The following is a 26,080-nucleotide window of genomic DNA, read 5'->3' as shown; positions in this document are numbered from 1 at the left end:
GCAATGAACGAAGTTAGTATTTCCCCGACATTATCTTTTGCCCAGCGCTGCGAGCGCACCGTCGCAGCGCCGCTTTTCAGCCAGATTATCATCGGCCTGATCTTACTGAACGGTATGGTCATCGGCCTGGAAACCTCGACCTGGATGACCGAGCGCTTTGGTGGCCTGCTCGCCGGCGTGAATCAACTGATTCTGCTGGCCTTTGTCGTCGAGGCCGCGATCAAGATGGCCGCCCATGGCAGCCGCCCGTGGCGCTACTTTGCCAGTGGCTGGAACTCCTTCGATTTCAGCATTATCGCGCTGAGCCTGATTCCCGCCGCCGGACCGCTGGCGACACTGGCACGCCTGGTCAGGGTGCTGCGCGTACTCAGGCTGGTATCGGCGTTTCCGGAATTGCGCCTGCTGGTGGACACACTACTGCGCAGCCTGCCGAGCATGTTTCATATTGCGCTGCTGATGGGCATCATTTTTTATATCTACGGCGTCGCCGGCTATTTCCTGTTCCACGAAATTGACCCGACCCACTGGCGCAGTCTGCCGATCGCGCTGCTGAGTCTGTTTCGCATCGTCACTTTCGAGGACTGGACCGATATCATGTACACGGCGATGGAGACCATGCCCTGGGCCTGGCTCTATTTTGTCAGCTTCGTCGTGATGGGCGCGTTCGTGATGATCAATCTGTTTATCGGCGTGGTCCTGAATAATCTGGAGGAGGCCAAGCTGCGGCGCCTGGACGAGCTGCAGTTGCCGCCGAGCCAGACCGAGATCCTGCGCGAACTGCGCGCAACCCAGGATGCACTGGCGCGCCTGCAAAAGCGTATGCAGCAATCCGCATCATCTCCAATGGCCAAGGGAGCCGAGCAATGATTCTGATGATCGACAACTATGACTCCTTCACCTGGAATGTGGTGCAGTACCTGGCCGAGTTGGGTGCCGAGGTCGTGGTCAAGCGTAACGACGAGATTACCGTCGACGACATTGAACAGCTGGCGCCGGAGAAGATCGTCATTTCCCCCGGGCCCTGCACGCCGAATGAGGCGGGTATCTCCATGGAGACCATCCGCCGTTTTGCCGGTCGGATTCCGATACTGGGTATCTGCCTCGGCCACCAGAGTATCGGCCAGGTATTTGGCGGCAAGGTGGTGCGTGCCGGCAAAGTGATGCACGGCAAGACTTCACCGATAGTGCACAACAATCTGGGGGTGTTTCACGGGCTGTCCAACCCGTTCGAGGCCACCCGCTACCATTCGTTGGTGGTGGAGAAGGACAGCCTGCCGGAATGCCTGGAAATCACCGCCTGGACCGAAACCGACAGCGGTGAAATCGACGAAATTATGGGTTTGCGCCACCGTGAACTGGCGGTGGAGGGAGTGCAGTTTCATCCCGAATCCATTTTGACTCAGCATGGTCACGATATGCTGAGAAATTTTCTGGAGGCCTGAGGCCATCAGCCGGCGCATTGCGCCGATGAGCGCCTGGTCCGGGAAGAAGACTGAAGTCAAAGGGGAGAGCGGAGTGAATATTCAGCAAGCCATCGCCAAACTGGTTGACGGCGAAAACCTGACCCGTGCGGAGATGCGCGCGGCGGTCGGCCAGATAATGCGTGGTGAAGCGGAACAGGCCCAGATAGGGGCGCTGCTGGTAGCGCTGCGGATTCGCGGCGAAACGGTCGATGAAATCGCCGGCGCCGTTGAGGTGATGCGTGAACTCGCCACACCGGTGGCACTGGATCTGACCGATGCGGTGGATATCGTCGGCACCGGCGGTGATGGCGCTAACCTGTTTAACGTCTCCTCGGCCGCCAGCTTTGTCGCCGCCGCCGCCGGCGCGCGGGTAGCCAAGCACGGCAACCGCTCGGTGTCGTCCAGCAGCGGCGCCGCCGACCTGCTCGAGCGCGCCGGCATTTATCTCGAGCTGAGCCCGGAGCAGGTCGGTCGCTGTGTCGACACCATCGGCGTCGGCTTTATGTTTGCGCCCAGTTTTCACAGTGCCGTGCGCCATGTGGGGCCGGCCCGCAAGGCGCTCGGTATGCGCACCATCTTCAATCTGCTCGGCCCGCTGACCAATCCCGCCGGCGTGAAGCGCCAGGTGATCGGCGTCTACGACAAGCACTACTGTCGCATCCTGGCGGAGGTGCTGCAGAGTCTCGGCTCCGAACACGTCATGGTAGTGCACAGCGAAGATGGGCTCGACGAGGTGAGTCTGGCCGCGGATACCTTCGCGGTGGAACTGAAAGATGGTGAGATTGGCGAGCGGGTTATCCGCCCGGAGGATTTCGGCATCGAGCGCCGCAGTCTCGACGGGCTCTGTGTATCCGGTTCCGAGGAGTCGCTGGGGCTGATCCGCGATGCGCTGGGCAAGGGTGCCACCGACACCGGGCAGAAGGCGGCGGATATCATCGCCCTGAATGCCGGACTCGCCATTTATGTCAGTGGCGTGGCGGATTCGGCCGAGCAGGGCGTAGCCATGGCCCAGGATGCGATCGCCAGCGGACTCGCCGGCGAAAAGATCAACGACCTGGCGGCCTTTACCAGCGCCTTCCGCCCGGAACAAGCAGCTGTGAGTCCGGGGGAGAGACAGCCATGAGCGGAAAGGAAACAGCCATGAGCGCGAAGGAGACTGCCATGAGCACACCGACCATCCTGAAAACCATCGTCGAGCGCAAGTGGCAGGAAATCGCCGAGCGCAAGCGACAGTGCTCGCTGGAGGACATGCGCGCGCGGGCGCTAGACCAGCCGTCCGCGCGCGGTTTTGTCGCGGCTATCGAGAACAAACTGTCCAGCGGTGAGGCGGCGGTCATCGCCGAGATCAAGAAGGCCTCGCCAAGCAAAGGCGTTATTCGTGCGGACTTCATTCCCGCCGAGATCGCCACCAGTTATGAAAAGGGCGGTGCCGCCTGTCTGTCGGTGCTTACCGATGTGGATTTCTTCCAGGGTGCCGACGCCTATCTGCAGCAGGCGCGGGCGGCTGTGCGGCTGCCGGTGCTGCGCAAGGACTTTACCGTAGACCCCTATCAGGTGTGCGAGGCCCGTGCCATCGGTGCGGACTGTATCCTGCTGATCGCCGCCTGTCTGGAAGACGGGCAGATGCATGATCTGAACGGCCTGGCGCAGGAGCTGGGATTGGACGTGCTAGTGGAAGTGCACAACCGCGAGGAGCTGGAGCGGGCGCTGGTGTTGCCGAACCGGTTGATCGGTATCAACAATCGCAATTTGCACACTTTCGACGTGCAGCTGGAGACGACCTTCAAGCTGCTGGACCTGATTCCCGACGACCGCATAGTGGTCACCGAGAGTGGTATCCACACCACCGATGACGTTGCCGCGATGCGCGGTCACGATGTGAATACCTTCCTGGTTGGCGAGGCGTTTATGCGCGAACCGGATCCCGGCCGCAGATTACTGGAAATGTTCAATTGACCCGCGGCTACGCCCGGGGCTGACAGTTGCGCCCCGGCGCAGCCACAACGAAAAAGGGCGATCCAGAGGATCGCCCTTTTTCGTCACGCATGGCGCCGTCAGCGGGTGCCGTAGACCACCATGGTCTTGCCCTTCACCGATACCAGTCCCTGTTCTTCCAGGGTCTTCAGTACCCGGCCGACCATCTCCCGCGAGCAGCCGACGATACGGCCGATTTCCTGGCGGGTGATCTTGATCTGCATGCCCTCCGGGTGGGTCATCGCATCGGGCTCGTTGCACAGGTCCAGCAGTGTGCGCGCTACGCGGCCGGTGACGTCGAGGAAGGCCAGGTCGCCGACCTTGCGGGTGGTGTTGCGCAGGCGGCCGGCCATCTGCGTCGCCAGCGCAAACAGGAATTCTGGGTGCTGGCGAGTCAGTTCCTGGAACTTGCTGTAGGAGATTTCTGCCACTTCGCATTCGGTCTTGGTGCGTACCCAGGCACTGCGGGTGTCCTGATCGAACAGGCCCATCTCGCCGAAAAAGTCGCCGTCGTTCAGATAGGCCACGATCATCTCGCGCCCTTCATCGTCCTCGATCAGCACGGTGACAGAGCCGCGCATGATGAAATACAGGGATTCGCAGCGGTCGCCGGCGTAGATGATGGTGCTTTTGGCCGGGTAGCGGCGCCGGTGGCAGTGGGCCAGAAAATCTTCAATATTGCCGATGGTCAATTGTTCTTCGGTAGCAACCGTCACGGATCTACTCCTTATTTATTAATTTTGTGCCTGATCCCGACATGAATGCGCCACAGCACACGCGGATTATCGCGTGAAATCACTGTCCCCAACAGTGGCTGCATCCGGGAAACTCTCGCAGTGTGACCTGCGACACTTTTGCCTTGCAAAGAAATGACCTTATAGCGGCAGTAGAGTTCGGTGACAACCACCAATAAGGCTGACTGCCTATTCTCATTTCGCGACAAAGTAATATAGCGAACACTATACCGGAAAACGGCCGCACGCAGGTTACAGCGACGCAATATGCTAAGCTTCGCGCCCTCTATTTCAGAAGGAGTGTGGCAATGCAGGGCAGAGTGACCTGGGTGGATGAGCTGACTTTTGTCGGCGAGGCCGGCAGCGGCAATTCGGTGGTGATGGAAGGCGGACGCAAGAACAACGGCATCCGCCCGATGGAGATGATCTTGCTGGGTGTCGGCGGCTGCGCCTCCTACGACGTGGTCAGCATCCTGCAGAAGGCGCGTCAGGACATTATTTCCTGTCACTGTGAGCTGAATGGCGAGCGCCCGGATGCAACGCCGGCACCTTTTACCCGCATCGAAATGGAATTCGTGGTGCGCGGTCGCGGGCTGAAGGAGACCCAAGTAGCGCGGGCGGTGGAGCTGTCGGCGGACAAGTACTGCTCGGCGTCCATCATGCTGCGCAACGCCGGGGTGGAAATAGTCCACAGCTATCGCATTGAGGAATTGTAACGGCGGAACCCGTTAGCGGAAGCGGCCTCTACGCAGCCCTGCTGCCGGTGGCCGTCCGCTCATTCACGGACGGCACCGGCAGCAGAGCCTTCGCATCGAACTTCGGTACTCTTTCCGAACCCTGAGGTCCACTCAGATCCGATAGCTGGCCGAGGTCATGACCTTGGACACCAGCGACATCAGACCCTTCAGCGGCGCCGGGAAACGGGCGCCGCCGGCGTCCAGTGCGGCATGGCCGTGCTCTTCCTCGTCGATACGCATCTGCTCAACCACCGCGCGGCTTTTCTTGTCCTGCGCCGGCAACCGCTGCAGATGACTCTCGAGATGCTTACATACCTGTTCCTCGGTAGCGGCGACAAAACCGAGGCTGACGCGGTCACTGATTTTACCGGCGGCGGCGCCGAGGCCGAACGACAGGCCGTACCAGAGGGGGTTCAGCAGGCTCGGGCGGCTGTCCAGTTCGCGCAGTCGCAGTTCACACCAGGCCAGGTGATCGATTTCCTCGTCCGCGGCGCGCTCCATCTCACCGCGCACTTCCGGCAGCTTGGCGGTCAGTGACTGGCCCTGGTACAGCGCCTGGGCGCAGACCTCGCCACTGTGATTCACGCGCATCAGCCCGGCGGCGTGCCGGCGCTCGGCGTCGCTCAGCTCCGCCTCTGGTTCGGCCTTGGCCGGCGACGGTCGCCCGTGGCAGGGGGTGCCGGGGCTCAGGGTGCGCAGTGCGCGATCCGCCTGCAGCAGCAGGTGGTCCAGTCCGGTCAGTTTGCGTTCACTCATCTCAGTTGATTCCGCTCAGATGATGATGGCGGGACGGCATCTGGCCGTGCCCGCAGGTTTAGCTTCGGTGTCAGCTGGTGGCGGCTTCTTCCCGCTCTACCGCGCGATAACCGATATCCTTGCGGTAGAAGACGCCGTCCCAGTAGATGGCGCGGGCCGCGGTGTAGGCGTTGGCCTGGGCTTCGGCGACGGTGTCGCCGAGGGCGGTGGCGCAGAGAACACGGCCGCCGTTGGTGACGACCCGCTCGCCGTCCAGCGCGGTGCCGGCATGGAATACCTTGGCATTGTCGCTGTCGGCGCGATCCAGGCCGCTGATGGCGTCGCCTTTGCGGTAGCTGCCCGGGTAGCCGTGGGCGGCCAGTACCACACCGAGGGCGGGACGGGAATCCCATTCGGCGGTGACTTCATCCAGACGCTTGTCCAGCGCCGCCTGGCACAGTTCCACCAGGTCGGACTTCAGGCGCATCATGATCGGCTGGGTTTCCGGATCACCGAAACGGCAGTTGTACTCGATCACCTTGGGCGCGCCATCGGCATCGATCATCAGGCCGGCGTAGAGGAAGCCCGTGTAGGGGATGCCCTCGGTGGCCAGGCCTTGGACGGTGGGTTCGATCACTTCGCTCATGATGCGCTGGTAGACGCTGTCGGTAACCACCGGGGCGGGTGAATAGGCGCCCATGCCGCCGGTGTTGGGACCCGTGTCGCCGTCGCCGACGCGTTTGTGGTCCTGGCTGGTGGCCATCGGCAGAATGTGCTCGCCGTCCACCATCACGATAAAGCTGGCTTCCTCACCGGTCAGGAACTCTTCGATTACGACGCGGCAGCCGGCGTCGCCGAAGGCATTGCCGGACAGCATGTCGCGCACCGCCAGTTCCGCCTGCTGTTCGGTTTCGGCGACGATGACGCCTTTACCGGCCGCGAGGCCGTCCGCCTTGACGACGATCGGCGCGCCGCAGTCGCGAATATATTCGATCGCCGGCTCGATCTCGGTGAAATTGCGGTAGGCAGCGGTGGGAATCTTGTGGCGCTCGAGGAAGTCCTTGGTGAAGGCCTTGGAGCCCTCCAGCTGCGAGGCGCCCTTGCTGGGGCCGAAAATGGCCAGGCCGCGGCCGTTGAAGAAATCGACGATGCCGTCGACCAGCGGAGCCTCAGGCCCGACGATGGTCAGATCGACGCCTTTTTCCTCGGCGAACTCGGCCAGCGCCGAGAAGTTGTCGACGCCGATGGCGACGTTCTGCAGCTTGGGCTCGCGCGCGGTGCCGGCATTGCCGGGCGCGACAAAAACGGTGTCGACGGCGGGGTTCTGTGCCGCTTTCCATGCCAGGGCGTGCTCGCGGCCGCCTGCGCCGATAATCAATACATTCATTGTTAATTCCCCCTGAGTCGGCCGGTGTAGTCCATTGGGTACGGATTGAGATGGGCTATTTTAGCCCGGAATTGTGACGGACAAGAAAAAGCCGGCCCATTGAGTGCCGGCTTGTGCCTGAAAATCGGCTATCGGTAGTGCCGCTTAATGACGGAAATGGCGCATGCCGGTGAAGACCATTGCCATATCGTGCTCGTCGGCCGCGGCAATGACTTCCTCGTCGCGCATGGAGCCGCCCGGCTGGATGACTGCGCGGATGCCCACTTTGGCCGCATTGTCGATGCCGTCGCGGAACGGGAAGAAGGCGTCGGAGGCCATTACCGAGCCTTTGACTTCCAGGCCGGCGTGCTCCGCCTTGATCGCCGCGATACGTGCCGAATTGACCCGGCTCATCTGGCCGGCACCGACACCGATGGTGCGGCCGTCGTTGCCGTAGACGATGGCATTGGATTTGACGAACTTGGCCACCTTCCAGGTGAACAGCAAGTCGCGGATTTCCTCTGCACTGGGCTGGCGCTTGGTCACCACCTTCAGGTCGGATTCGGTGATGACGCCGTCGTCGCGGTCCTGTACCAGCAGGCCGCCGTTGACGCGCTTGTAATCCAGCGCCGCTACGCGTTCCGCGCTCCACTGGCCGCAGATTAGCAGACGCACATTCTTCTTCTCGGCGACTGCGGCTTTCGCTTCCTCGGATACCGAGGGCGCGATAATCACCTCGACGAACTGGCGCTCGACGATGGCTTTCGCCGTGGCACCGTCCAGCTCGCGGTTGAAGGCGATAATGCCGCCAAACGCGGATTCGGTGTCGGTGGCAAAGGCCAGGTCGTAGGCCTTGCCGATATCTGCGGCGATGGCCACGCCACAGGGGTTGGCGTGCTTGACGATCACGCAGGCCGGCTCGTCGAAAGCCTTCACGCACTCCAGTGCCGCATCGGTATCGGCGATATTGTTGTAGGACAGCTCCTTGCCCTGCAGCTGCTCGGCGGTGGCGATGCTGGCTTCCGCCGGTTCGGCTTCGACGAAGAAGGCGCTCTTCTGATGCGGGTTTTCGCCATAGCGCAGGTCCAGCTTCTTGATGAACTGGCTATTGAAGGTGCGCGGGAACTGCTGCTTCTCGCCATCCTTGATCCTGCCCAGGTAGTTGGCGATGGCGCCGTCGTAGCCGGCCGTGTGCTCGAAGGCCTTCACCGCCAGGTCGAAGCGGCTGGCCTGGCTCAGGGCGCCGTCATTGGCCTGCATTTCGTCGACGATGCCGTCGTAGTCGCTGGCGTTCACGACGATAGCGACATCTTTGTGGTTCTTGGCCGCGGCGCGCACCATGGTCGGGCCGCCGATATCGATGTTCTCGATCGCGTCGGCGAGGGTGCAGTCCGGTTTGGCCACGGTCTGGGCGAAGGGGTAGAGATTCACCACCACCATATCGATCGGGGAGATGCCGTGCTCTGACATGACGCTGTCGTCGGTGCCGCGGCGGCCGAGGATGCCGCCGTGTACTTTCGGGTGCAGGGTCTTTACGCGCCCATCCATCATCTCCGGGAAGCCGGTGTAGTCGGAGACTTCCACGACCGGGATACCGGCTTCTTTCAGCTGGCGGTGAGTACCGCCGGTGGAGAGGATTTCCACGCCCATCGCGGAGAGCTGTTGGGCGAATTCCACGATTCCGCTTTTGTCCGATACGCTGATCAGCGCGCGGCGAATCGCAACCTTGTCAGTCATAGCACTTGGTCCATCTGAGTTTCTGAAAAGGGTAGTTGAGCCCCGGCTTGGCGGGACCGCGGCCGCGGGCAGGGCCGCGGCCGGGAATCGAGGCCGGTGTGCTGGAGCCGCTTCGCAGTGGCGTTGGCTTCGATTCGGAGCGGCGAAACCCGCCGCCAGCAAATAGCGAGGGGGGATGAGTAGCCTCATCCCCCCTCGAGTCGTCTGTGCCGCCGATACAGCGCGGTGCTTACAGCAGCCCGTAGCGCTTCAGTTTCTTGCGCAGGGTGCCGCGGTTCAGGCCCAACAGCTGCGCCGCACGGGTCTGGTTATGGCGGGTGTACTTCATGACCACTTCCAGCATCGGCGCTTCGATTTCTGACAGCACCATGTCGTAGACATCGGTGACCATCTGGCCGTCCAGGTGACGGAAGTAGTTTTCCATCGCTTGCTCAACGGCGTCGCGCAGAGACTGCTGCTGCGGCTGTGCCAGTTGAGTCTGTCCCCCGGTGGATACTTCGTCGCTGCCAGTATCCGGAATCAGTGCTTCGTTATTCATGCCGCTTGTGCCCCTCTCGTTATTCGGCGTTCAAACCACTCGTGAACGCTGGCATGTTGTGCTTCTGCGCTATCCAATTGGAAAAAGGTCTTGCGAAAGGACTCGCTCCCCGCGAGTGTCTTCAGGTACCACCCCACATGCTTGCGGGCGATACGGACCCCCATCAATTCACCGTAGAAACGGTGCAATTCACCCAGGTGGGCGAGCAATATTTCCCTGACTTCATCCAGTGAGGGTTCGGGAAGCCGCTCGCCGGTGGCGAGGTAATGGGCTATCTCCCGAAAAATCCATGGCCGTCCCTGTGCTGCACGGCCAATCATGACTGCAGCTGCGCCAGTGTAGTCGAGTACCTCCCGGGCCCTCTCTGCACTGGTGATGTCGCCATTGGCGAAAACCGGAATTTTCACCTCGCGTACAATTTCAGCAATGGTATCGAATTCGGCCTGCCCGTGGTAGCCGCACGCGCGGGTGCGACCGTGTACTGCCAGCGCAGAGATACCAATGTCTTCGGCCATTCTGGCCACAGCGACGCCGTTGCGAGAATCCGGGCACCAGCCGGTGCGGATTTTCAGTGTCACTGGTACTGAGACGGACTGAACCACGGCTTCCAGAATATCCGCGACCAGTTTTTCGTCTCGCAGCAGGGCCGACCCCGCCGCTTTCTTGCAAACCTTCTTCGCCGGACAGCCCATATTGATGTCGATAATCTGGGCGCCGCGACGGACATTTTCCCGCGCGGCTTCCGCCATCATCTCCGGGTCACCGCCGGCGATCTGTACCGAAATGGGTGCGGTCTCGCCCGCGTGGTCCAGGCGTAACCGCGACTTGCGGCTGTTCCACAGCCGGGTGTCTGAGGTCACCATTTCCGACACCACCAGTCCGGCACCGAGCTCTCGGCACAGCTGGCGGAAGGGTCGGTCGGTAACACCAGCCATAGGCGCCAGAATTACCGGTTGGTCGATAATGTAGGGGCCAATGGCGATGGACACGGCAGCTCCACTCGGGCGTCGAACAGCCCTCAGGTCCTCGCGGACCGGCCTTGGGCTCCAGGAAAAACAGCCGCCTATGATAGCGGCTGGCCCGACATTGGAAAAGCGAAAAAGCGGGCAAATTGGTTGCTCGCTGCGCGTTTAGTTTGCGGATTGCGCAATATTGGCAGTTTTCTGCGCCAACTTGTTGCTCTACTTCACGCAAAGAGTGCGCGTCAGCGCGCGATATGCAGTTCGTAATTCACCGCCTCGCTGCCCGGATCCACAATCTCGATCGCAATATGCACCGGGCTGCCACTGGGCATCTGCCTGCGCCCGGCCAGCTCGCCCTGCAGGTAGTCGCGGGGCGCAAACAGTCGGCTGGCGACCGGCTTGTTCTTCAGGTCGCTGAAACTCAACAGCAGGCTCGGGAAGGGCTGGGCGTAGGGGGCGGTATTCAACAGTACCGCGTCCACCACCAGTGCGCCGGCCAGCTGCGGGTGGCTGCGCACCATCAGGTTAGAGGTGTGGATTGCCTGCAGGTCCTCCAGTGGCGGCAGCTCGCAGCCCAGCACCGGGCAGGCTTTTCCGTAGAGATCGCGCCAGGGCTGCTGCTTGCTCAGGCTGTCGAAGCGGAAATAGGCCAGCTGTGCGGCGATGGCTACCAGCAGCAACAGTGCCGACAGCCCCCACAGCCAGCCCGGGACACGCCGGTCGCGGCGCGGCCGCCAGGCGACTTCGAGCGGTGCGGGCTCGATCGCCGAGATCAGCCGCTCGCGCTCGGGGTCGGCGGAGAAAGGCGGCTTCTCGGTGGCCGGCGGCTCCGTCGTGTGGCTCTGGATATGCTCCAGTTGTTCGCTGAACTCGTCGGCGGAGGCATCGTCGTAGCGGGAAGTAAAGGCGGGTTCGCGCTGTTGTGGTGGTTCCGGGGTGTCGTTGGCCCAGGGATCCTCCTGCCAGTCGGGCTTGAGAGTTGCGCCGTCGTCGTCTTCGTCTTCGGCGTCCCCGGCTTCGGCGGAGGCTATATCCTGCCACTCGGTGTCGCCGAAGGCCTCGCCGATCAGCGGCTCGTCCTTCATTTTCTTTTCTGTGTCCCTGTCGGCGGCGTTAGTGGCGGCCGCTGCGGGCACGGTGGGCGGTGCCGGCTCGTCGTCTTCCAGGTCGATGTCGTCATGAATCAGGAAGTCGTCATCTTCGAGCAGCGCGTCAAGATCCTTGCTTGCGTCGGCATCGCTGTCGGCAAAGACGATATTTTCGTCGGCGCGGAATACCTGCAGGCAGGAGCCACAGCGCACGGCGCCGCGGGCCGCACGCAGCTGCTGTTCGTTGACGTGAAAGGAGGTGCTGCAATGGGGGCAGCGAGTTACCAGTTGCGACATGCTTGTTCGGAAAGTTTTATCAGGCGGCCAAGTCTATCAGCCTGTCCGGCAGCCGCGTAGTGCCTGGTGTCACATCAGTGGTTGCGGGTGCCGGCGAGGCGCACCCAGTCGTCGCGCTGGCCGTCGGCATCGAAATCGACCCACTGGCTATAGGCGGCTTTTACCTGCTCGGCCTGGGAGGCGAGTATGCCGGACAGGCAGATGCGCCCGCCGACCTTGGTCAGTTCGATCAGCTGCGGTCCCAGTGTCACCAGCGGGCCGGCGAGAATGTTGGCCAGCATGACATCCGCGGGCTCCCGCGGCATCTTTTCGGGCAGGTAGACCGGAAAGCGCTCGGGGTCGATGCCGTTGCGGGCGGCGTTATCGCGGCTTGCGATCAGGGCCTGGGGGTCGATATCGGTGCCGGTGGCGCGCGCGGCACCGAGCAGCAGCGCGCCGATGCCGAGGATGCCGGAGCCGCAGCCGAAATCGATGACACTCTTGCCGGCCAGCGATTCCCCCGCCAGCCACTGCAGGCACAGGAAGGTGGTGGGGTGGGTGCCGGTGCCGAAGGCGAGGCCCGGGTCCAGCAGCAGGTTCACCGCCTGCGGTTGTGGCGGCTCGCACCAGCTGGGGCAGATCCAGAGATTGTCGCCGCACTGGATCGGCTGGTAGTGCGACATCCACTCGCGCTCCCAGTCCTTGTCCTCCAGTTGTTCCCAGCGGGCATTGGGGAGCAGTTCGCACAGATAGGAGGCCGCCTTGGCCTCAGTTACAGCGGTGTCCACTTCGGCGTCGAAGAGCCCGGTGACCCGCGTCTGATCCCACAGCGGGACCTCGCCGAGGCCCGGTTCGAGGATCGGCTGGTCCGCATTGTCCTGCAGGGTGACAGACACGGCGCCGGCGAACAGCAGTGCCTGTTCGATCCTTTCCGCCTGCTCGCGGTTGGTATCTACGCGGAGTTGTAGCCAGGGCATAGTGATGGTGGTCGCTGATGGATGGGGTGGATTGATTGTAGGGGCGGGGTGTCGGCAGTGCCGGGAGCAGCGGGAGTGTCCCGCCGCCGCAATGGCGCTACGGGACACCCCGTCAGCCGGGATCAGAGTCCGAGCTTCTTCTCGAGGTAGTGAATATTCACACCGCCCTCGGCGAATGCGCTGTCGCGCACCAGCTCTTCCTGCAACGGGATATTGGTCTTGATGCCGTCCACGATCAGTTCCGACAGGGCCACGCGCATGCGCGCCAGGGCTGCCGTGCGGTCTTCCGCATGGGTGATGACCTTGGCGATCATCGAATCGTAGTTGGCAGGTACCGTATAGCCGGAGTAGAGGTGCGAATCGACGCGCACGCCCAGTCCGCCGGGAATGTGGAAATTGTTCACCTTGCCTGGGCAGGGGAAGAAGGTCTTCGGATCTTCCGCATTGATACGACACTCGAAGGCGTGCCCGCGAATGACGATGTCTTCCTGTTTCAGGGACAGCTTTTCGCCGGCGCAGACGCGAATCTGCTCCTTGATCAGGTCGACGCCGGTAACCATCTCGGTGACCGGGTGCTCCACCTGGATGCGGGTGTTCATCTCGATGAAGTAGAAGCGCTCGTCCTCGTACAGGAACTCGAAAGTGCCCGCGCCGCGATAGCCGATATCGATACAGGCCTGTACGCAGGATTCGTACACCGCCTGGCGCACCTCATCGGGGATGCCCGGTGCCGGTGCCTCTTCCAGTACCTTCTGGTGGCGGCGCTGCAGCGAGCAGTCGCGGTCGCCGAGATGGATGGCGTTGCCCTGGCCGTCGGACATGACCTGGATTTCCACGTGGCGCGGGTTCTGCAGGAACTTCTCCATATACACGGTGCCGTCGCCAAAGGCCGCCTGAGCCTCGGACTTGGTCACCGAGATGGCGTTCAGCAGTGCAGCCTCGGTGTGTACCACGCGCATGCCGCGGCCACCGCCGCCGGCCGCCGCCTTGATGATGACGGGGTAGCCGATCTTGCGTGCGATCTCGTGGCAGCGCTCGCCGTTTTCCGGCAGCGGACCGTCGGAGCCGGGAACCGTCGGTACGCCGGCCTTTTTCATCGCGGCAATGGCGGACACCTTGTCGCCCATCAGGCGGATTACATCGGGATCCGGGCCAATAAATGTGAAGCCGCTCTTCTGCACCTGCTCGGCGAAGTCAGCGTTTTCCGCCAGGAAGCCGTAGCCCGGGTGTACCGCTACGGCGTCGGTGATTTCCATCGCCGAGACGATCGCCGGGACATTCAGGTAGCTCTGCGGCGAGGGGTTGGGGCCAATGCACACGGATTCGTCTGCGAGGCGCACGTGCTTCAGGTCGCGATCTATCTGGGAGTGCACGGCCACGGTGCCGATACCCATCTCCTTACAGGCGCGCAGTATCCGCAGCGCGATTTCGCCGCGGTTGGCGATCAGAATTTTGTCAAACATACTTGCTCACCCCGCTCAGACGATGGTCACGAGCGGCTGGTCAAACTCTACCGGCTGGCCGTCTTCCACCAGGATGGATTCGATGGTGCCGGCCTTGTCGGCTTCGATCTGGTTCATCATCTTCATCGCCTCGATGATGCAGACCACGTCGCCTACTTTCACCTGTTGGCCGACCTTAACAAACGGCTCGGCGCCGGGGCTGGGTGCCGCGTAGTAGGTGCCCACCATCGGTGACTTCACCGGGTGGCCGGTCAGCGCGGGTACCGCTTCCTTCTCCTCGATAGCTGGTGCAGCTGCAGGGGCGGGGGCGGCGGCCGCCGGGGCTGCTGGCGCTGCGTAAACCGGGGCTGCTGCGGCCTGCGGGGCGCTGCTGACGCCGCGGCTGATGCGCACGGACTCTTCGCCTTCCTTGATCTCCAGCTCGCCGATATCCGATTCTTCGAGCAGCTCAATCAGTTTCTTAATCTTGCGGATATCCATAGTTCTTCACTCTCAGTGTCTTGTGCAGTTCTGGGTTATTTATTGGCTGGCGCCACACTCAGTTGGTGTATGGCTGCCTGCAGGGCCAGGGTGTAACTTTGTGCGCCGAAGCCGCACACGACACCCCGAGCCAGGTCGGAAAAATAGGAATGGCGGCGGAACTCTTCCCGGGCGTGGGGATTGGACAGATGCAGCTCAATAAAAGGAATAGCCACAGCTGCCAGGGCATCCCGCAATGCCACACTGGTATGGGTGAAGGCGGCGGGATTGATCACGATAAACTCCACGCCTTCGCCGGCCGCCGCCTGTATGCGCCCGATCAGTTCCGCTTCGCTGTTGCTCTGCAGAGTGTCCAGCTGGTGGCCGGCCGCCTCGCACTGGGCGCGCGCCGCCGCATCAATCTGCGCCAGCGTGGTGGCGCCATAGATATGCGGCTCACGGGTGCCGAGCAGGTTGAGATTGGGGCCGTGCAGCAGAAGAAGTCTAGCCATAGCTTGCTCTGAAGAAAAAGCGCAAAACGGTCACAAAAACGGGTGATTGGCAGCTATCTTGCGGGCAAACTCGATTTTTTGGCCGGATTGCCCGAGTGCCGGGGCGAGTGTGCCGCAAAAGTGACTCCCTGTCCATGCCTGCGACACGGTTTATTGAAGTTAGCCGCAGTTCGGCGAATTTTCCGTGACATTTAGCGCAAAATTATCCTGGCGCTGGCTTTTTTGCCCGCTTGAATGGCTACAAAGGCAGTTTGTCGTCACTTTCGGCTTCCGAGGCGCTGAGCTGGCTCTGCGCCGCGGCATTGAGCGCCGCCAACAGCCCCTCGCGGGTCAGTATCTGCGGCAGGATTTTCGCCTCGCCACCACCGGCCGGGTAGAGTAGATAGAGAGGAACGCTGGTGCGGCCGTACTTGGCCAGCAGCGCACTGATCTGCGGGTCCTGATTGGTCCAGTCACCCTTCAGTGCGACCACGCCGAGCTGTTGTACCGCCTCGCTGACCTCGTCGCTGGACAGCACCACCTTTTCATTCGCCAGGCAGGTAATACACCAGGCCGCGGTCATGTTCGCCAGCACCGGCCGTCCTTCGCTGCGCGCGGCGCTTAGCCGATCGGCGGAATAGGGTTGCCAGTAGCTGCCTCCGGCGATCGTGGTCGGCTGTTGCACCGTGGTCAGGCGCGGCAGCAGCAGTAGCGCGAACGCCAGTGCCAGCAGTGCGGTCGCTCCTTTACCCCAGTGCCACTTATTCTGCGACTCGAGTGGCCGCGGCCAGAGCCACAGCGCGAAGGCGATCGCCACGGCGCCGGCCAGCACCAGTGCCACACCGTCACTGCCGCTTTGGCGGCCGAGCACCCACAGCAGCCATATGGCGGTCAGGTACATCGGGAAAGCCAGCAGTTGCTTGAACCGGTCCATCCACGGGCCCGGGCGCGGCAATTTCTCGGTCAGCCGTGGAATATAGGTCAGTAGCAGGAAGGGGGCCGCCATACCCGCGCCGAGCGCCGCGAACACCGTTAGGGCGACGGCCGCGGGCTGGGTCACCGCGAAGCCCAGTGCCGAGCCCATCATTGGCGCAGTGCAAGGGCTGGCGACCAGTGTGGCCAGGGCACCGGTGGCGAAAGAGCCGCGCAGCCCGCGCTGGGCGCTGAGACTGCTGCCGACGCCCATCAGGCTGCCGCCAAATTCCGTCACGCCGGAGAGGCTGAGCCCCATGGTAAAAAACAGGTAGGCCAGCGCTGCCACCAGCCACGGCGACTGTAGCTGGAAGCCCCAGCCAACCGCTTCACCGCCGGCGCGCAGCGCCAGCATCAGGGCCGCGATCAGCACGAAGCTCAGCACCACGCCGGCGCTGTAGGCCCAGCCGTGGTGATGGCGCTGGTTGGCGTGCTTGGCCGCCTGGCTGACGGCCAGTAACTTGATCGACAGCACCGGGAATACGCAGGGCATCAGGTTTAGCAGCAGGCCGCCGGCGAATGCGAGCAGCAGTGCCAGCGGTAATGCCATGCCGGCGCTGCCGCCGGCAGCGGTCCGCCTGGCACCGGTTGCCGCCGGGGGTGCGCTTGAGTCGGCGGGAGTGACGCTGCCGCTGGTGGGGTCCAGCGTGAACTGGCGCACCTGCGGTGGGTAGCAGAGGCCGGCATCGGCGCAGCCCTGGTAGTGCATCTCCACACGCACCGGACCGCTGCTGTCCCCCAGGTCGATCGGGAATTCCAGCTGTAGGCGGTAGACCTCGGTTTCCTTCTCGAAATAGTCGTCCCAGATGACCTCTCCATCCGGAAGAGTCAGCGGCAGCGGCGTCTTTTCTTCGCCGTCCAGCCGATACAGCGCGAGTTTTTCCCGGTACAGGTAGTAATCCGGGGCTATCTGGAATATCGCGCTGACCCCCTGGGCATCGAACAGGAAATCCTGCCGGTAGGCCTCATCCACCGGCAGGAATTGGACACTGTCGCTGCCACCCGGGGCGGGAAGAAGTGGCTGGTTCGACTGCGCTGCGGCACCGCCAGTCAGCACAAATGCCAGCGCTGCGAGCAGGTAGAGGAAATTTTTTCGGAAACTGTCGGTCATCACAGCCATAGCTACAAAAATTATTTATAGTCAGACGCATGCATCTGACTGCCGCCGTGGACGGGGGTTCATTGGAGTCGGCAGTATAGCGATGCCTGCGGTACAAAAAAACAACAGCGGGGGATTTGATTTGCCGTCATTTGACCGCCTTCTCACTATCGGAGTATCGCTGCTGATGGCCTTGTGGCTGAGCGGCTGCGTTACCCGTCCGCCTCTGCCGGCGCCGCGGGCTATTCCGCTGCCGCAGTCGACCGCTCCGTCACCCGAGGAGATTCGCCAGCGCAATGTGGCATTCTTCCTCGAGCGCGCCGAGGCTGCGCAGCGTGAGGGCTTCCTGACCCAGCCGGCCGGTGCCAGCGCCTATGACTACTACCTGCGTGTGAAACAGCTGGATCCGGACAACCGCCGTGCTGCCAGCGGTATTCAGACCATCGTGATCGAATTCGTCGAACGCGCGCGCGACGCACTGCGCCGGCGGGCCTTTGGCGAGGTAAATAGCTACCTCAGCCGCGCGGAGGAATTGGCGCCGGGCAATGCGCTGGTGGCCGAGGTGCGCGCGCAGCTGGTGCGCGAGCGCAGCCGCGCGAAGCTGGACTTGCCGCAGGGAGAAACCGTGGCGCTGCCGGCGGCGCAGCTGGCGGCCAAGTCCGATGACGCGGTGGCGTTACTGCGTGGCGCGGCCGAGCGTATTCGTCGCGATGGGTTGCGCGTGATCATTGTGGCGCGCACCGATGCGGAGGGCCGTTGGATTTACCAGCAGCTGCGGGAGGCCGTGCCCGGTTACCGCATACGCGGCGATATCAAACTCGGCAACCCGCCGCGGCTGCTATTGATCACATCGACCGGGGGAGGAACACCGTGAACAAGTTGCTGAAAACTCTCGGCGCCATTTTTATCGCAGGCGCCTTAGCTGGCTTCACTGCGGCCGGTGACGATGGCACTGCTGCAGCCGGCAGCCAGGTTACCGGACCTGCTATTCCCGGCGTGCATCTGGATGGCTTTGCCCGCGAGACGCTACCGGGCATGGCGATGAGTGCGGCGTATCTCTCCGTACGCAATTCGGGCGGCGAGGCCATGCGCCTGACGGGGGTGGAATTGCCGGGCCTTGAAGATGCCACCGCAGATCTCCATACGACAGTTAATGAAGACGGTGTCAGTCGTATGCGCGCGCTGCCGGAACTGGCGATTCCCGCCGGAGCAGCCATTGTAATGGCGCCGGGCGGCGTGCATCTGATGTTGCACGGTGTGCGACTGCGCGCTGGCGAACAGTTACCGCTGCGCGTGCACTTCGCCGACGGCCGGGTAGTAGAGCTGAGCATACCGGTGCGGCAACTGAAGGCTGCTGCCGAGCATCACCACCACGGCTGAACTTTTTCTGCGCCGCGTTTACGAAAAGAATCAAAAATTTATCTGCAAAAAATTGCTGGAGGAATGAATGAAAAAGCTGCTGCTATTCTTGGGAGCCTGCGTACTGACTGCCTGTGCCCACAGTCCGGTAGAGGTCCAGGTGCGTCCGCAAGTGCAGGTGCCGTCCGAAATGATCGGCGCCGGCTATACATTGAGCGTGCGCGGTGTCAATCAGTTGCCGGGTGGCGGTCTCGGCTCTCTCGGTGGCATCTACGCGGACACCTCGAATGTGCGTCTCGCCAATAATGTCGAAAACGCGATCGCCGATACACTGCGCGATGGCTTCGCCAACTGGTCTTTCCGCACCGTGGACAGCGCCGCGGACGTACAGGTGCTGGCCAAGCTGACCGGCCTCAGCTACGACAGCCCGGACAAGCTTTACACCAGTAAAGTGGATACCTCCGCCGAAGTGCAGCTGGAAGTAAAAATCGGTGGCGCTACTTATTTTGGCAATTACCGCTCCAGCGGCAAGGATCGCAGTCTGATCAAGCCGAGTCGCGAAGAGGTGGAGACTCGCGTCAACGACCTCCTGAGCGCCACACTGCAGCGCGCGTTCGAAGATGAGAAACTGAAAAATTTCTTGCGCACACATCTTTGAGTGTGCAACTTAGACGCCTGAAACAGCCGGCGAACAGGGAGCGTTCGCTATTTGAACTGTGTCGCTGGGCCTTTGCGATGGAGTATGCATACTCGCCATACTACCGGTCGACTGGCTGTCCGGGGGGCTGTCCACCCGGCGCCGATTGAGGCCATACAGCAGCATAAAATCGCGAGTTTGCGGCATTGACTGAATTTGATCCCAAATCTGTCGAGTACCTCGGCCTGCTGATGCGGGAGGAGCACGAGCTGATGCCCGGCGCACAAATCAGCCTGCCTGCGGCTGAAGCAGCGCTGAGCGAAATCGCCGACGGCGTGATAGTGACCGATGCGCAGGGGCGGGTTACCTACAGCAATCCACTGATCAGCGAGATGACCGGTAACCTAGTGGGCCTGCTGCCCGGGCAGTTTCTCAACGATAACCTGCCGCTTCACGACAACAGTGGCGCCCCTTTGCCGCCGATTCTGCCGCAGACTGGTGCGGAAGCCGAGCCACCGGGGATGCGCGAGTTCAATGCCTGTATCCTGCGCCCCGGAGAGGAACAGAGCCCGCTGCAAGTCAGCGTGCAGGTGATGGCGGTAAGGGAAGGCGCCGCGCTGAAAAACTTTGTCCTGATCCTGCGCGATACTTCCGCCGCGCGCCGCATCTCCTCCCGCCTCAGTTGGCAGACCAGCCACGATTCCCTCACCCGCCTGCCGAACCGCCAGTTTTTCGAAAGCGAACTACAGAAGACTTTGACTGGCTGTGTCGACAGGCGCCAGCATCATGTACTGCTGTACCTGGATATCTACCAGTTCAAAGTGGTCAATGACACCCTCGGTTACGGTGCCGGCGACCAGTTGTTGGTGCAGTTGGTGCAGCAGTTGCGCCGCTGCCTGTCCAGTGACGATCTGTTCGCCCGCGTCGGCAGCGATGAGTTTGCGGTACTGCTGCACAACTGCACCTTGGAGGAGGCGGGGCGGGTGGTGGCGCGCCTGCGCGAAACGGCGCAGGACTTTGCCTTCCACTGGGATGGCAGCGACACGCGCGTGGCCCTCTCCATCGGCGTGGTGGCGGTAGATCGACACGCCGCTAACGCCAGCCAGTTGTTAGCCGTGGCCAACGACGCCTGCTGCGCGGCGCGGGACCAGGGGCGCAATCGCGTAAAGCTGTTCAGCGACTCCCGCAAGGTAGTGGAGAAGCGCCGCGAGACTACGTGGGTCGCGGAGATACACGCCGCACTGCGGGAAGACCGCCTGATGTTGTATCGTCAGCCGGTGGTAACCCTGAAGGGCGAGCAGCGCGTGCACCACTACGAAATTCTGGTGCGCATGCGCGGACGTGACGGCAGCGTGATCTCGCCGGGGTTATTTCTGCCCGCGGCCGAGCGCTACGGCCTGATCGAGGAGGTGGATCGCTGGGTAATCCGCCGGATCTTCGCCTACATGGCGCTGGAGCAGCGTCTGAGCATCAGCGGCTTCGGCTATGCGATCAATATCTCCGGCATCAGTCTCGGTGATGAAACCTTCGCCGATTTTGTCTTGCGGGAACTGACCGAGGCGGGTGTGACGCCGTCGCGGGTGCAGTTCGAGATCACCGAGACCAGCGCCATCGATAATCTCGAGCGGGCGCTGATCTTTATTCACAAGCTGCGCGCTGCCGGCTGCAGCTTTGCCCTGGACGACTTCGGCCGCGGTGTCTCTTCGCTGGCTTACCTGCGGCAGCTGCCGGTGGATTACCTGAAGATCGACGGCAGCTTTGTGCGCAACATGCTCGAAGACGAGATCGACAGCGCCATGGTCAGCACCATCGATCACCTCGCCAAGCGCATGGGTATCAGCACCATCGCCGAATATGTCGAGACGCCGGAACTGATGGACAAGCTGCGCCTGATGGGGGTGGATTACGCCCAGGGGTTCGGCATCGCCGCTGCCGCCAGCCTGCCGGAACTCAACGATCCACCGCCGCAGTCGAAAGTCCGCTCGTAAGGGCACGCCGCGGTTAAACCACCGGCGCCAGCAACTCGGAGTGCTGCTCTGCCCGCAACCGCGGTCCGTACTGACTCACCACCTGCGCGGCCGCGCGGCAGGCCAATTCACCCGCGTCGGCAAAAGACATGTCCCGATTTATACCGTACAGGAATGCCCCGGCAAACATATCGCCGGCGCCGTTGGTGTCGATCGCGTGTACCTTGGGGCTCGCGACGCGGTACTGCTGCTCCCCGTCCCACAACAATGCGCCCTCGGCGCCCAGGGTGATGGCAAAGCTACGGCAGTAAGCGCGCAGCGCCTGCGCGGCCGCATCGATGGAATCGGTGGCGGTAAAGCCGATGGCCTCGTCGCGGTTGCAGAACAGCATATCCACACCGGCGCCGATCATTTCCCGCAGGCCGTCGCCGAACAGCTGCACCATCGCCGGGTCGGACAGGCTGAGGGCGGTCTTCACGCCGGCCCGCTGTGCCTGCTCGCGCAGCGCGATGGCGGCGGCCCGCCCGCTGTCAGAGGACACCAGGTAGCCCTCGATATAGGCCCAGCGGGACGCGGCCAGTGCGGCTGAGTCCAGCTCGGTTACGGACAGCTGCTCGCTGATGCCCAGGTAGGTGTTCATGCTGCGCTCGGCGTCCGGGGTAACCAGCACCAGGCATCTGCCGGTGGTGCCGCCATCCGCCTGTTGCAGCGTGGCCGGGTAGGCGACGCCGGCGTTGGTCAGGTTGGCGCGGTAAAAGTCGCCGTTGTCATCCGCCGCCACCTTGCAGGAATAGAAGGTGCGCAGGCCGAAGTAGCTGGCGGCGATCACGGTGTTGGCGCCGGAGCCGCCGCAGGCGCGTTTGGCGGTCACCAGGTGATCCTGGAGGTCATCGACCAGTTGCTGCTGGCGGGCGTCGTCCACCAGGGTCATCACCCCCTTGTCGACGCCGAGTGTCTGCAGGTCGCCGTCGGAGACCTCGATTTCCGTGTCGAGCAGGGCGGCGCCGATGCCGTAAAGATCATACTGGTGCATATCTGTCTTTTTCCGAGCTGTTTTGCGTGTTTTCCGCGCGCATTATGGCCGCCCGCGGGGCAAGTTCAAGGCGCCGGTTTGACTTGCGCGCTGCAGACCTTATAAAGGCCCGGCCCGTTTCGCGGTGAACTTCTGGGCCGAAATTGCGGTCAATCATCGGATACGTGGGATTGGCACCTATCTATAGTTGATTTAGTAGCTTGGTATTGCATCTGTATGGCAGCGACAAATCGCCGGCGCCGCAAGGCGTCTAAACCGGGAAGACTACACCGCTGGATGGTGCGGCTCGGCCTGCTGGCCCTGGTTGGCGGCCTGGTGCTGGCCGGCTATATGGTCTACCTGGATGTGCAACTGCGGCAGCGACTGGAGAGTCGGCAGTATCAGCTGCCGGCGCGGGTCTTCGCACGGCCACTGATTCTGCGTGAAGGCATGGTCATGCGCCCGGACGAGCTGGAGGCGGAGTTCAATGCCCTCAACTACAGCGAGCAGGGCACGCTTTCCGAGCCGGGACACTGGAGCCGCGAGGGCATGAACTACCGGGTCTGGCGCCGGGATTTCGTGCACGCCGACGGGCGCGAGCCGGCCGCGGTGGTCAGTTTCCGCCTGCGCAACGACGAAATCAGCAACCTGCGCGGTGAGAATGGCGAGCGCTTGAAAGAGTTCCGCCTCGATGCCGCCAATATCGGCACGCTGCTCGGCGGTGGCGACGACCGCAATCCGGTGCACTTCGCCGATATTCCGCCGCTGTTGGCCAACGCTCTGATCGCGGTCGAGGACCAGGATTTCCTGCACCACTTCGGCGTTTCGCCCCGCGGCATCGCCCGCGCCATGGTCGCCAATATCAAGGCCGGCGAAGTGGTCCAGGGCGGCTCCACGATCACCCAGCAGCTGGTCAAGAACATCTTCTTCGATCACAAGCCGAGCCTGTGGCGCAAGTTCAACGAGGCGCTGATGGCCGTGCTGATGGAGATGCACTACGAGAAGGCCTACATACTGCAGGAGTACATCAACGAGGTCTGGCTGGGGCAGCAGGGCAGCCGCGCCATTTACGGCTTCGGCCTGGCGTCCGAGTTCTACTTCCAAAAACCGCTGGATACCCTGGAGCCGCACCAGATTGCCTTGCTGGTGGGGCTGGCCAAGGGCGCTTCTTACTACAATCCCTGGCGCAACCCGAAGCGGGCGCTGGAGCGACGCAATACCGTGCTCGACCTGATGCTGGAGCAGGGCCTGATCACGCCCGAACAGCACCAGACGTACAGCGCCAAACCGCTGGAGGTGGCCAGTGCCGGTGCCGCCGCGCAGAATCCCTACCCGGCATTTACCGAGCGACTGCTGGCGGAACTGCGTCCTTTCTACTCCTACGAAGAACTGCGCACTGCCGGCCTTCGGGTCTACACCACGCTGGCGCCATCGGTGCAGAAACTGGCGGAAGATGCCGTCAGCGAGGGGACCACGCGGCTGGAGAAGAATCGCGGAATCCAGAAGGATTCCCTGCAGGCTGCCACGGTGCTGCTCGATAACGATACCGGTAACGTTCTCGCCATGGTCGGCGACCGCCGACCCCACTTTCCCGGCTTCAACCGCGCGCTGGAGGCGCGCCGCCAGATCGGCTCGCTGATCAAGCCGGCGGTGTATCTGACCGCACTGGAGCGCCCCTTCGATTACAGCCTGGCGACACTGATCGACGACGCGCCAATTCGCATCGAGGGCGATAACGGCGAGGTGTGGATGCCGCAGAATTTCGACAAAAAAGCGCATGGCCAGGTGCCGCTGTATATGGCGCTGGCAAAATCCTACAACCTGGCCACCGCGCGGCTGGGGCTGGATCTGGGACTGGAAAATGTGCGCCAGACGATCCGCCGCCTCGGCGTACAGGCGGATCTGCCGCGCGTGCCATCCATGCTGCTCGGGGCGGTGGAGCTGACCCCGTTTGAGGTGGCCGACATGTACCAGACCATCGCCAACGGCGGCGAGCACGTGGAGCCGCGCACCCTGCTGGCGGTATCCGATGCCGACGGCGACCAGGTACAGCATTTTCGTCGCCGCACCAATCGTGGCGTGGATCCGGTACCCGCCTACCTGCTGCGCTACGGCCTGGAGCAGGTCATGCGCCAGGGCACCGGCCGCAGCGCCTACAAGAGCCTGCCCGGCAGTGTGGCCTTTGCCGGCAAGACCGGTACCACCAACGATTACCGCGACAGCTGGTTTGCCGGCTTTTCGCCGGGTGTCACCGCGGTGGTCTGGATAGGTCGCGACGACAACGAGCGCACCGGTTTGACCGGCTCCACCGGGGCTCTGACCATCTGGACCGACATCATGCGTGACTTGCCCCATCGCCACGGCCGTATCGAGCCGCCGAGGGGTGTGGAATACAAGCCCGTCAATGCGCGTGGCCAGTATATGAATCCCGAGTACTGTCGCGGTGGCACGGAGTTGCCGTTCTCGTACGAAACCAAGCTGCAGCCGGCACCGGAATGCGCCGGGCGCGACCGCTGGCGCTGGTTCCGCGATCTGTTCGGCGATGACGAGCAGCGGCAGGAGGCGGCGCCGCGCGAAGAGATGACGCCCGGCTGGGGTATAGATCCGCGCGAACAGCAGCGCCGTGAGGAGCGCGAGCGCCAGTTGCAGGAACAGTTGCGGCGGGATGACGAGATGCAGCAGGCGCCGCAGTTCGAAGAGGAGCCGCTGCAAATCCCGCGCACTGAGGAAGAGCGCCTGCAGCAGCTCGAGGAGGAGGACCTGCGCCAGGAGCAACTGTATCTCGAAGAGGAACGTCGCGCCGAGGAAGAGCGGCGCATCCTGGAGGAGCGCCTGCGCCGCGAGGAAGAGTTGCGCCGCAGCCGCCAGCCGGGCGCCCCCGTGGAAGAGGCCGAGCCCTGGCCGATGGAAGAGGAGGATCAGTGGCCCTGAGGCCACTGAACTGCGCTCCCGTTATCTGGCTTGCAGCAGCCGCGCCGCGTCCTCGGCAAAGTAGGTCAGGATACCGTCGGCACCGGCGCGCTTGAACGCCAGCAGCGACTCCAGTATCACCGCCTCTCGCGCCAGCCAGCCATTGTCGAAAGCCGCACAGTGCATCGCATACTCGCCGCTCACTTGGTAGGCAAACGTCGGCACGCGCAGCTCGTCCTTCACCCGCCGCACCACATCCAGGTAGGGCATGCCCGGCTTGACCATGATCATGTCCGCGCCTTCCTGCAGGTCCAGCGCACATTCGTGCAGTGCTTCGTCGCTGTTGGCCGGGTCCATCTGGTAACTGGCCTTGCTGCCGCCCTTCAGGTTGCCGGCGGAGCCGACCGCATCGCGGAAGGGGCCGTAGTAAGCCGAGGCATACTTGGCGGCATAGGACATGATCATCGTGTTCACATATCCCTCGCGCTCCAGCGCATCGCGAATAGCGCCGATGCGGCCGTCCATCATGTCCGACGGTGCCACCACGTCGGCGCCTGCGGCGGCGTGGGATAGCGCCTGCTGTACCAGCACCTCGACGGTATCGTCGTTGACGATATAGCCGCCGTCATCCATCAGACCGTCCTGGCCGTGGCTGGTAAAGGGGTCCAGTGCCACGTCGGTGAGTACGCCCAGTTCCGGCACCGCATTCTTCAGTTCGCGCACCGCGCGCTGGGCCAGGCCGTCGGCGTCGTAGGCGGCGCGGGCGTCTGCGGATTTGTGCGCCGGATCCACCACCGGGAACAGGGCCACCGCCGGAATACCCAGTGCCGACAGTTCCCTGGCTTTCTTCGCCAGTCGGTCGACTGTCAGTCGCTCTACGCCGGGCATGGAGGCGACGCGCTGGGTCTCGTCGCGCCCCTCGATCACGAACAGCGGCAGTATCAGGTCGTCGCAGGTAAGTTGGTGCTCACGCATTAAACGGCGGGAAAAGTCCTGCGCGCGCAGGCGGCGCAGGCGGGTGTTCGGATAGGCGCCGCGCTGAAGGCTGCTAGTCATAGGGAAAATCACTCCGGCTGGAAGATCAGGTTTTGCCGCGACAGGCCCTGTGCGGCTAGGCTGGCGGC

The 26,080-nt window shown here is 62.8% G+C and carries 24 protein-coding genes; 10 read left to right on the top strand and 14 right to left on the bottom strand.

The annotated features are described in order from the left end of the window. Window positions 1–3 precede the first annotated feature (3 nt). From BLW36_RS14665 to trpC, 4 genes are all read left to right on the top strand, one after another. Entirely contained in the window at window positions 4–867 is an 864-nt protein-coding gene (locus tag BLW36_RS14665; RefSeq protein ID WP_091390435.1) for an ion transporter, read from the top strand. Beyond that, window positions 864–1,442, top strand: a complete 579-nt coding sequence (locus BLW36_RS14660) for an anthranilate synthase component II (RefSeq protein WP_170833228.1) — start codon at window positions 864–866, stop codon at window positions 1,440–1,442. Before BLW36_RS14665 ends, BLW36_RS14660 begins: the two co-directional genes overlap by 4 nt. 73 nt (window positions 1,443–1,515) lie before the next feature. Continuing rightward, window positions 1,516–2,586, top strand: a complete 1,071-nt coding sequence (gene trpD / locus BLW36_RS14655) for an anthranilate phosphoribosyltransferase (RefSeq protein ID WP_091390431.1) — start codon at window positions 1,516–1,518, stop codon at window positions 2,584–2,586. 38 nt (window positions 2,587–2,624) lie between these two features. Further along, window positions 2,625–3,419 (top strand): indole-3-glycerol phosphate synthase TrpC, encoded by a 795-nt coding sequence (trpC, locus tag BLW36_RS14650; protein ID WP_091390810.1) that lies wholly within the window; start codon window positions 2,625–2,627, stop codon window positions 3,417–3,419. 98 nt (window positions 3,420–3,517) lie between these two features. On the opposite strand, the gene crp is transcribed toward trpC, so the two are convergent. Then, on the bottom strand, window positions 3,518–4,153 hold the full coding sequence (crp, locus tag BLW36_RS14645) for a cAMP-activated global transcriptional regulator CRP (protein ID WP_091390428.1): 636 nt from the start codon (window positions 4,151–4,153) through the stop codon (window positions 3,518–3,520). 326 nt (window positions 4,154–4,479) lie between these two features. Between crp and BLW36_RS14640 the strand changes: the two genes are divergently transcribed. After that, window positions 4,480–4,887, top strand: coding sequence for an OsmC family protein (locus BLW36_RS14640; protein WP_091390424.1), 408 nt, complete (start codon window positions 4,480–4,482; stop codon window positions 4,885–4,887). Window positions 4,888–5,019: 132 nt separating this feature from the next. Here BLW36_RS14640 and coq7 read toward each other — a convergent pair whose 3' ends face one another. From coq7 to BLW36_RS14585, 11 genes are all read right to left on the bottom strand, one after another. Further along, window positions 5,020–5,664 carry a 2-polyprenyl-3-methyl-6-methoxy-1,4-benzoquinone monooxygenase gene (gene coq7, locus BLW36_RS14635; protein ID WP_091390421.1) on the bottom strand — a complete coding sequence of 215 codons (645 nt, stop codon included), beginning with the start codon at window positions 5,662–5,664 and terminating at the stop codon, window positions 5,020–5,022. A gap of 70 nt (window positions 5,665–5,734) precedes the next feature. Beyond that, on the bottom strand, window positions 5,735–7,030 hold the full coding sequence (gene purD, locus BLW36_RS14630) for a phosphoribosylamine--glycine ligase (RefSeq protein WP_091390418.1): 1,296 nt from the start codon (window positions 7,028–7,030) through the stop codon (window positions 5,735–5,737). A 144-nt stretch (window positions 7,031–7,174) separates the two neighbouring features. After that, window positions 7,175–8,746 carry a bifunctional phosphoribosylaminoimidazolecarboxamide formyltransferase/IMP cyclohydrolase gene (gene purH, locus BLW36_RS14625; RefSeq protein ID WP_091390415.1) on the bottom strand — a complete coding sequence of 524 codons (1,572 nt, stop codon included), beginning with the start codon at window positions 8,744–8,746 and terminating at the stop codon, window positions 7,175–7,177. A gap of 229 nt (window positions 8,747–8,975) precedes the next feature. Further along, window positions 8,976–9,284 (bottom strand): DNA-binding transcriptional regulator Fis, encoded by a 309-nt coding sequence (fis, locus tag BLW36_RS14620; protein WP_091390412.1) that lies wholly within the window; start codon window positions 9,282–9,284, stop codon window positions 8,976–8,978. Next, complete coding sequence (gene dusB, locus BLW36_RS14615; protein WP_091390408.1) at window positions 9,281–10,273, bottom strand: tRNA dihydrouridine synthase DusB; 993 nt, start codon at window positions 10,271–10,273, stop codon at window positions 9,281–9,283. The genes fis and dusB overlap by 4 nt, the downstream gene beginning before the upstream one ends. Window positions 10,274–10,488: 215 nt before the next feature. After that, complete coding sequence (locus BLW36_RS14610) at window positions 10,489–11,631, bottom strand: DUF3426 domain-containing protein (protein WP_091390405.1); 1,143 nt, start codon at window positions 11,629–11,631, stop codon at window positions 10,489–10,491. Between the two features lie 74 nt (window positions 11,632–11,705). Continuing rightward, on the bottom strand, window positions 11,706–12,587 hold the full coding sequence (gene prmA / locus BLW36_RS14605; protein WP_091390402.1) for a 50S ribosomal protein L11 methyltransferase: 882 nt from the start codon (window positions 12,585–12,587) through the stop codon (window positions 11,706–11,708). A gap of 122 nt (window positions 12,588–12,709) precedes the next feature. After that, window positions 12,710–14,050, bottom strand: coding sequence for an acetyl-CoA carboxylase biotin carboxylase subunit (gene accC, locus BLW36_RS14600; protein WP_091390399.1), 1,341 nt, complete (start codon window positions 14,048–14,050; stop codon window positions 12,710–12,712). A 15-nt stretch (window positions 14,051–14,065) separates the two neighbouring features. Beyond that, window positions 14,066–14,530, bottom strand: coding sequence for an acetyl-CoA carboxylase biotin carboxyl carrier protein (gene accB / locus BLW36_RS14595; protein ID WP_091390396.1), 465 nt, complete (start codon window positions 14,528–14,530; stop codon window positions 14,066–14,068). Between the two features lie 35 nt (window positions 14,531–14,565). Further along, window positions 14,566–15,021 (bottom strand): type II 3-dehydroquinate dehydratase, encoded by a 456-nt coding sequence (gene aroQ, locus BLW36_RS14590; RefSeq protein WP_091390394.1) that lies wholly within the window; start codon window positions 15,019–15,021, stop codon window positions 14,566–14,568. A 238-nt stretch (window positions 15,022–15,259) separates the two neighbouring features. After that, the gene (locus BLW36_RS14585; protein WP_244506278.1) at window positions 15,260–17,083 is read right to left on the bottom strand and encodes a protein-disulfide reductase DsbD family protein; all 1,824 of its coding nucleotides are present in this window, start codon (window positions 17,081–17,083) and stop codon (window positions 15,260–15,262) included. 175 nt (window positions 17,084–17,258) lie between these two features. Between BLW36_RS14585 and BLW36_RS14580 the strand changes: the two genes are divergently transcribed. The 4 genes from BLW36_RS14580 to BLW36_RS14565 all read left to right on the top strand — a co-directional run bounded on the left by BLW36_RS14580 (window position 17,259) and on the right by BLW36_RS14565 (window position 21,055). Further along, window positions 17,259–17,945, top strand: a complete 687-nt coding sequence (locus BLW36_RS14580) for an N-acetylglucosaminyltransferase (protein ID WP_139304912.1) — start codon at window positions 17,259–17,261, stop codon at window positions 17,943–17,945. After that, window positions 17,942–18,451, top strand: a complete 510-nt coding sequence (locus BLW36_RS14575) for a copper chaperone PCu(A)C (RefSeq protein WP_091390384.1) — start codon at window positions 17,942–17,944, stop codon at window positions 18,449–18,451. Before BLW36_RS14580 ends, BLW36_RS14575 begins: the two co-directional genes overlap by 4 nt. Before the next feature lie 67 nt (window positions 18,452–18,518). Further along, window positions 18,519–19,088, top strand: a complete 570-nt coding sequence (locus tag BLW36_RS14570) for a YajG family lipoprotein (protein WP_091390381.1) — start codon at window positions 18,519–18,521, stop codon at window positions 19,086–19,088. Between the two features lie 185 nt (window positions 19,089–19,273). Further along, window positions 19,274–21,055: an EAL domain-containing protein gene (locus tag BLW36_RS14565; protein ID WP_244506277.1), complete on the top strand. Its 1,782-nt coding sequence runs from the start codon at window positions 19,274–19,276 to the stop codon at window positions 21,053–21,055. 13 nt (window positions 21,056–21,068) lie between these two features. Here BLW36_RS14565 and BLW36_RS14560 read toward each other — a convergent pair whose 3' ends face one another. Next, window positions 21,069–22,067: an adenosine kinase gene (locus BLW36_RS14560; RefSeq protein ID WP_091390378.1), complete on the bottom strand. Its 999-nt coding sequence runs from the start codon at window positions 22,065–22,067 to the stop codon at window positions 21,069–21,071. A gap of 216 nt (window positions 22,068–22,283) precedes the next feature. On the opposite strand from BLW36_RS14560, the gene mrcB reads away from it, so the two are divergent. Continuing rightward, the gene (gene mrcB / locus BLW36_RS14555) at window positions 22,284–24,977 is read left to right on the top strand and encodes a penicillin-binding protein 1B (RefSeq protein WP_091390375.1); all 2,694 of its coding nucleotides are present in this window, start codon (window positions 22,284–22,286) and stop codon (window positions 24,975–24,977) included. Between the two features lie 21 nt (window positions 24,978–24,998). Here the strand turns inward: mrcB and hemB are convergent, their stop codons facing one another. Continuing rightward, window positions 24,999–26,012 (bottom strand): porphobilinogen synthase, encoded by a 1,014-nt coding sequence (gene hemB / locus BLW36_RS14550; RefSeq protein WP_091390372.1) that lies wholly within the window; start codon window positions 26,010–26,012, stop codon window positions 24,999–25,001. Window positions 26,013–26,080 lie beyond the last annotated feature (68 nt).

The sequence above is a fragment of the Microbulbifer marinus genome (genome assembly GCF_900107725.1).
In the GTDB taxonomy this organism is placed as follows: Bacteria; Pseudomonadota; Gammaproteobacteria; order Pseudomonadales; family Cellvibrionaceae; genus Microbulbifer; species Microbulbifer marinus.
Note: the sequence above shows the minus strand (reverse complement) of the source record. Positions and strands in the feature narration are given on the sequence as shown.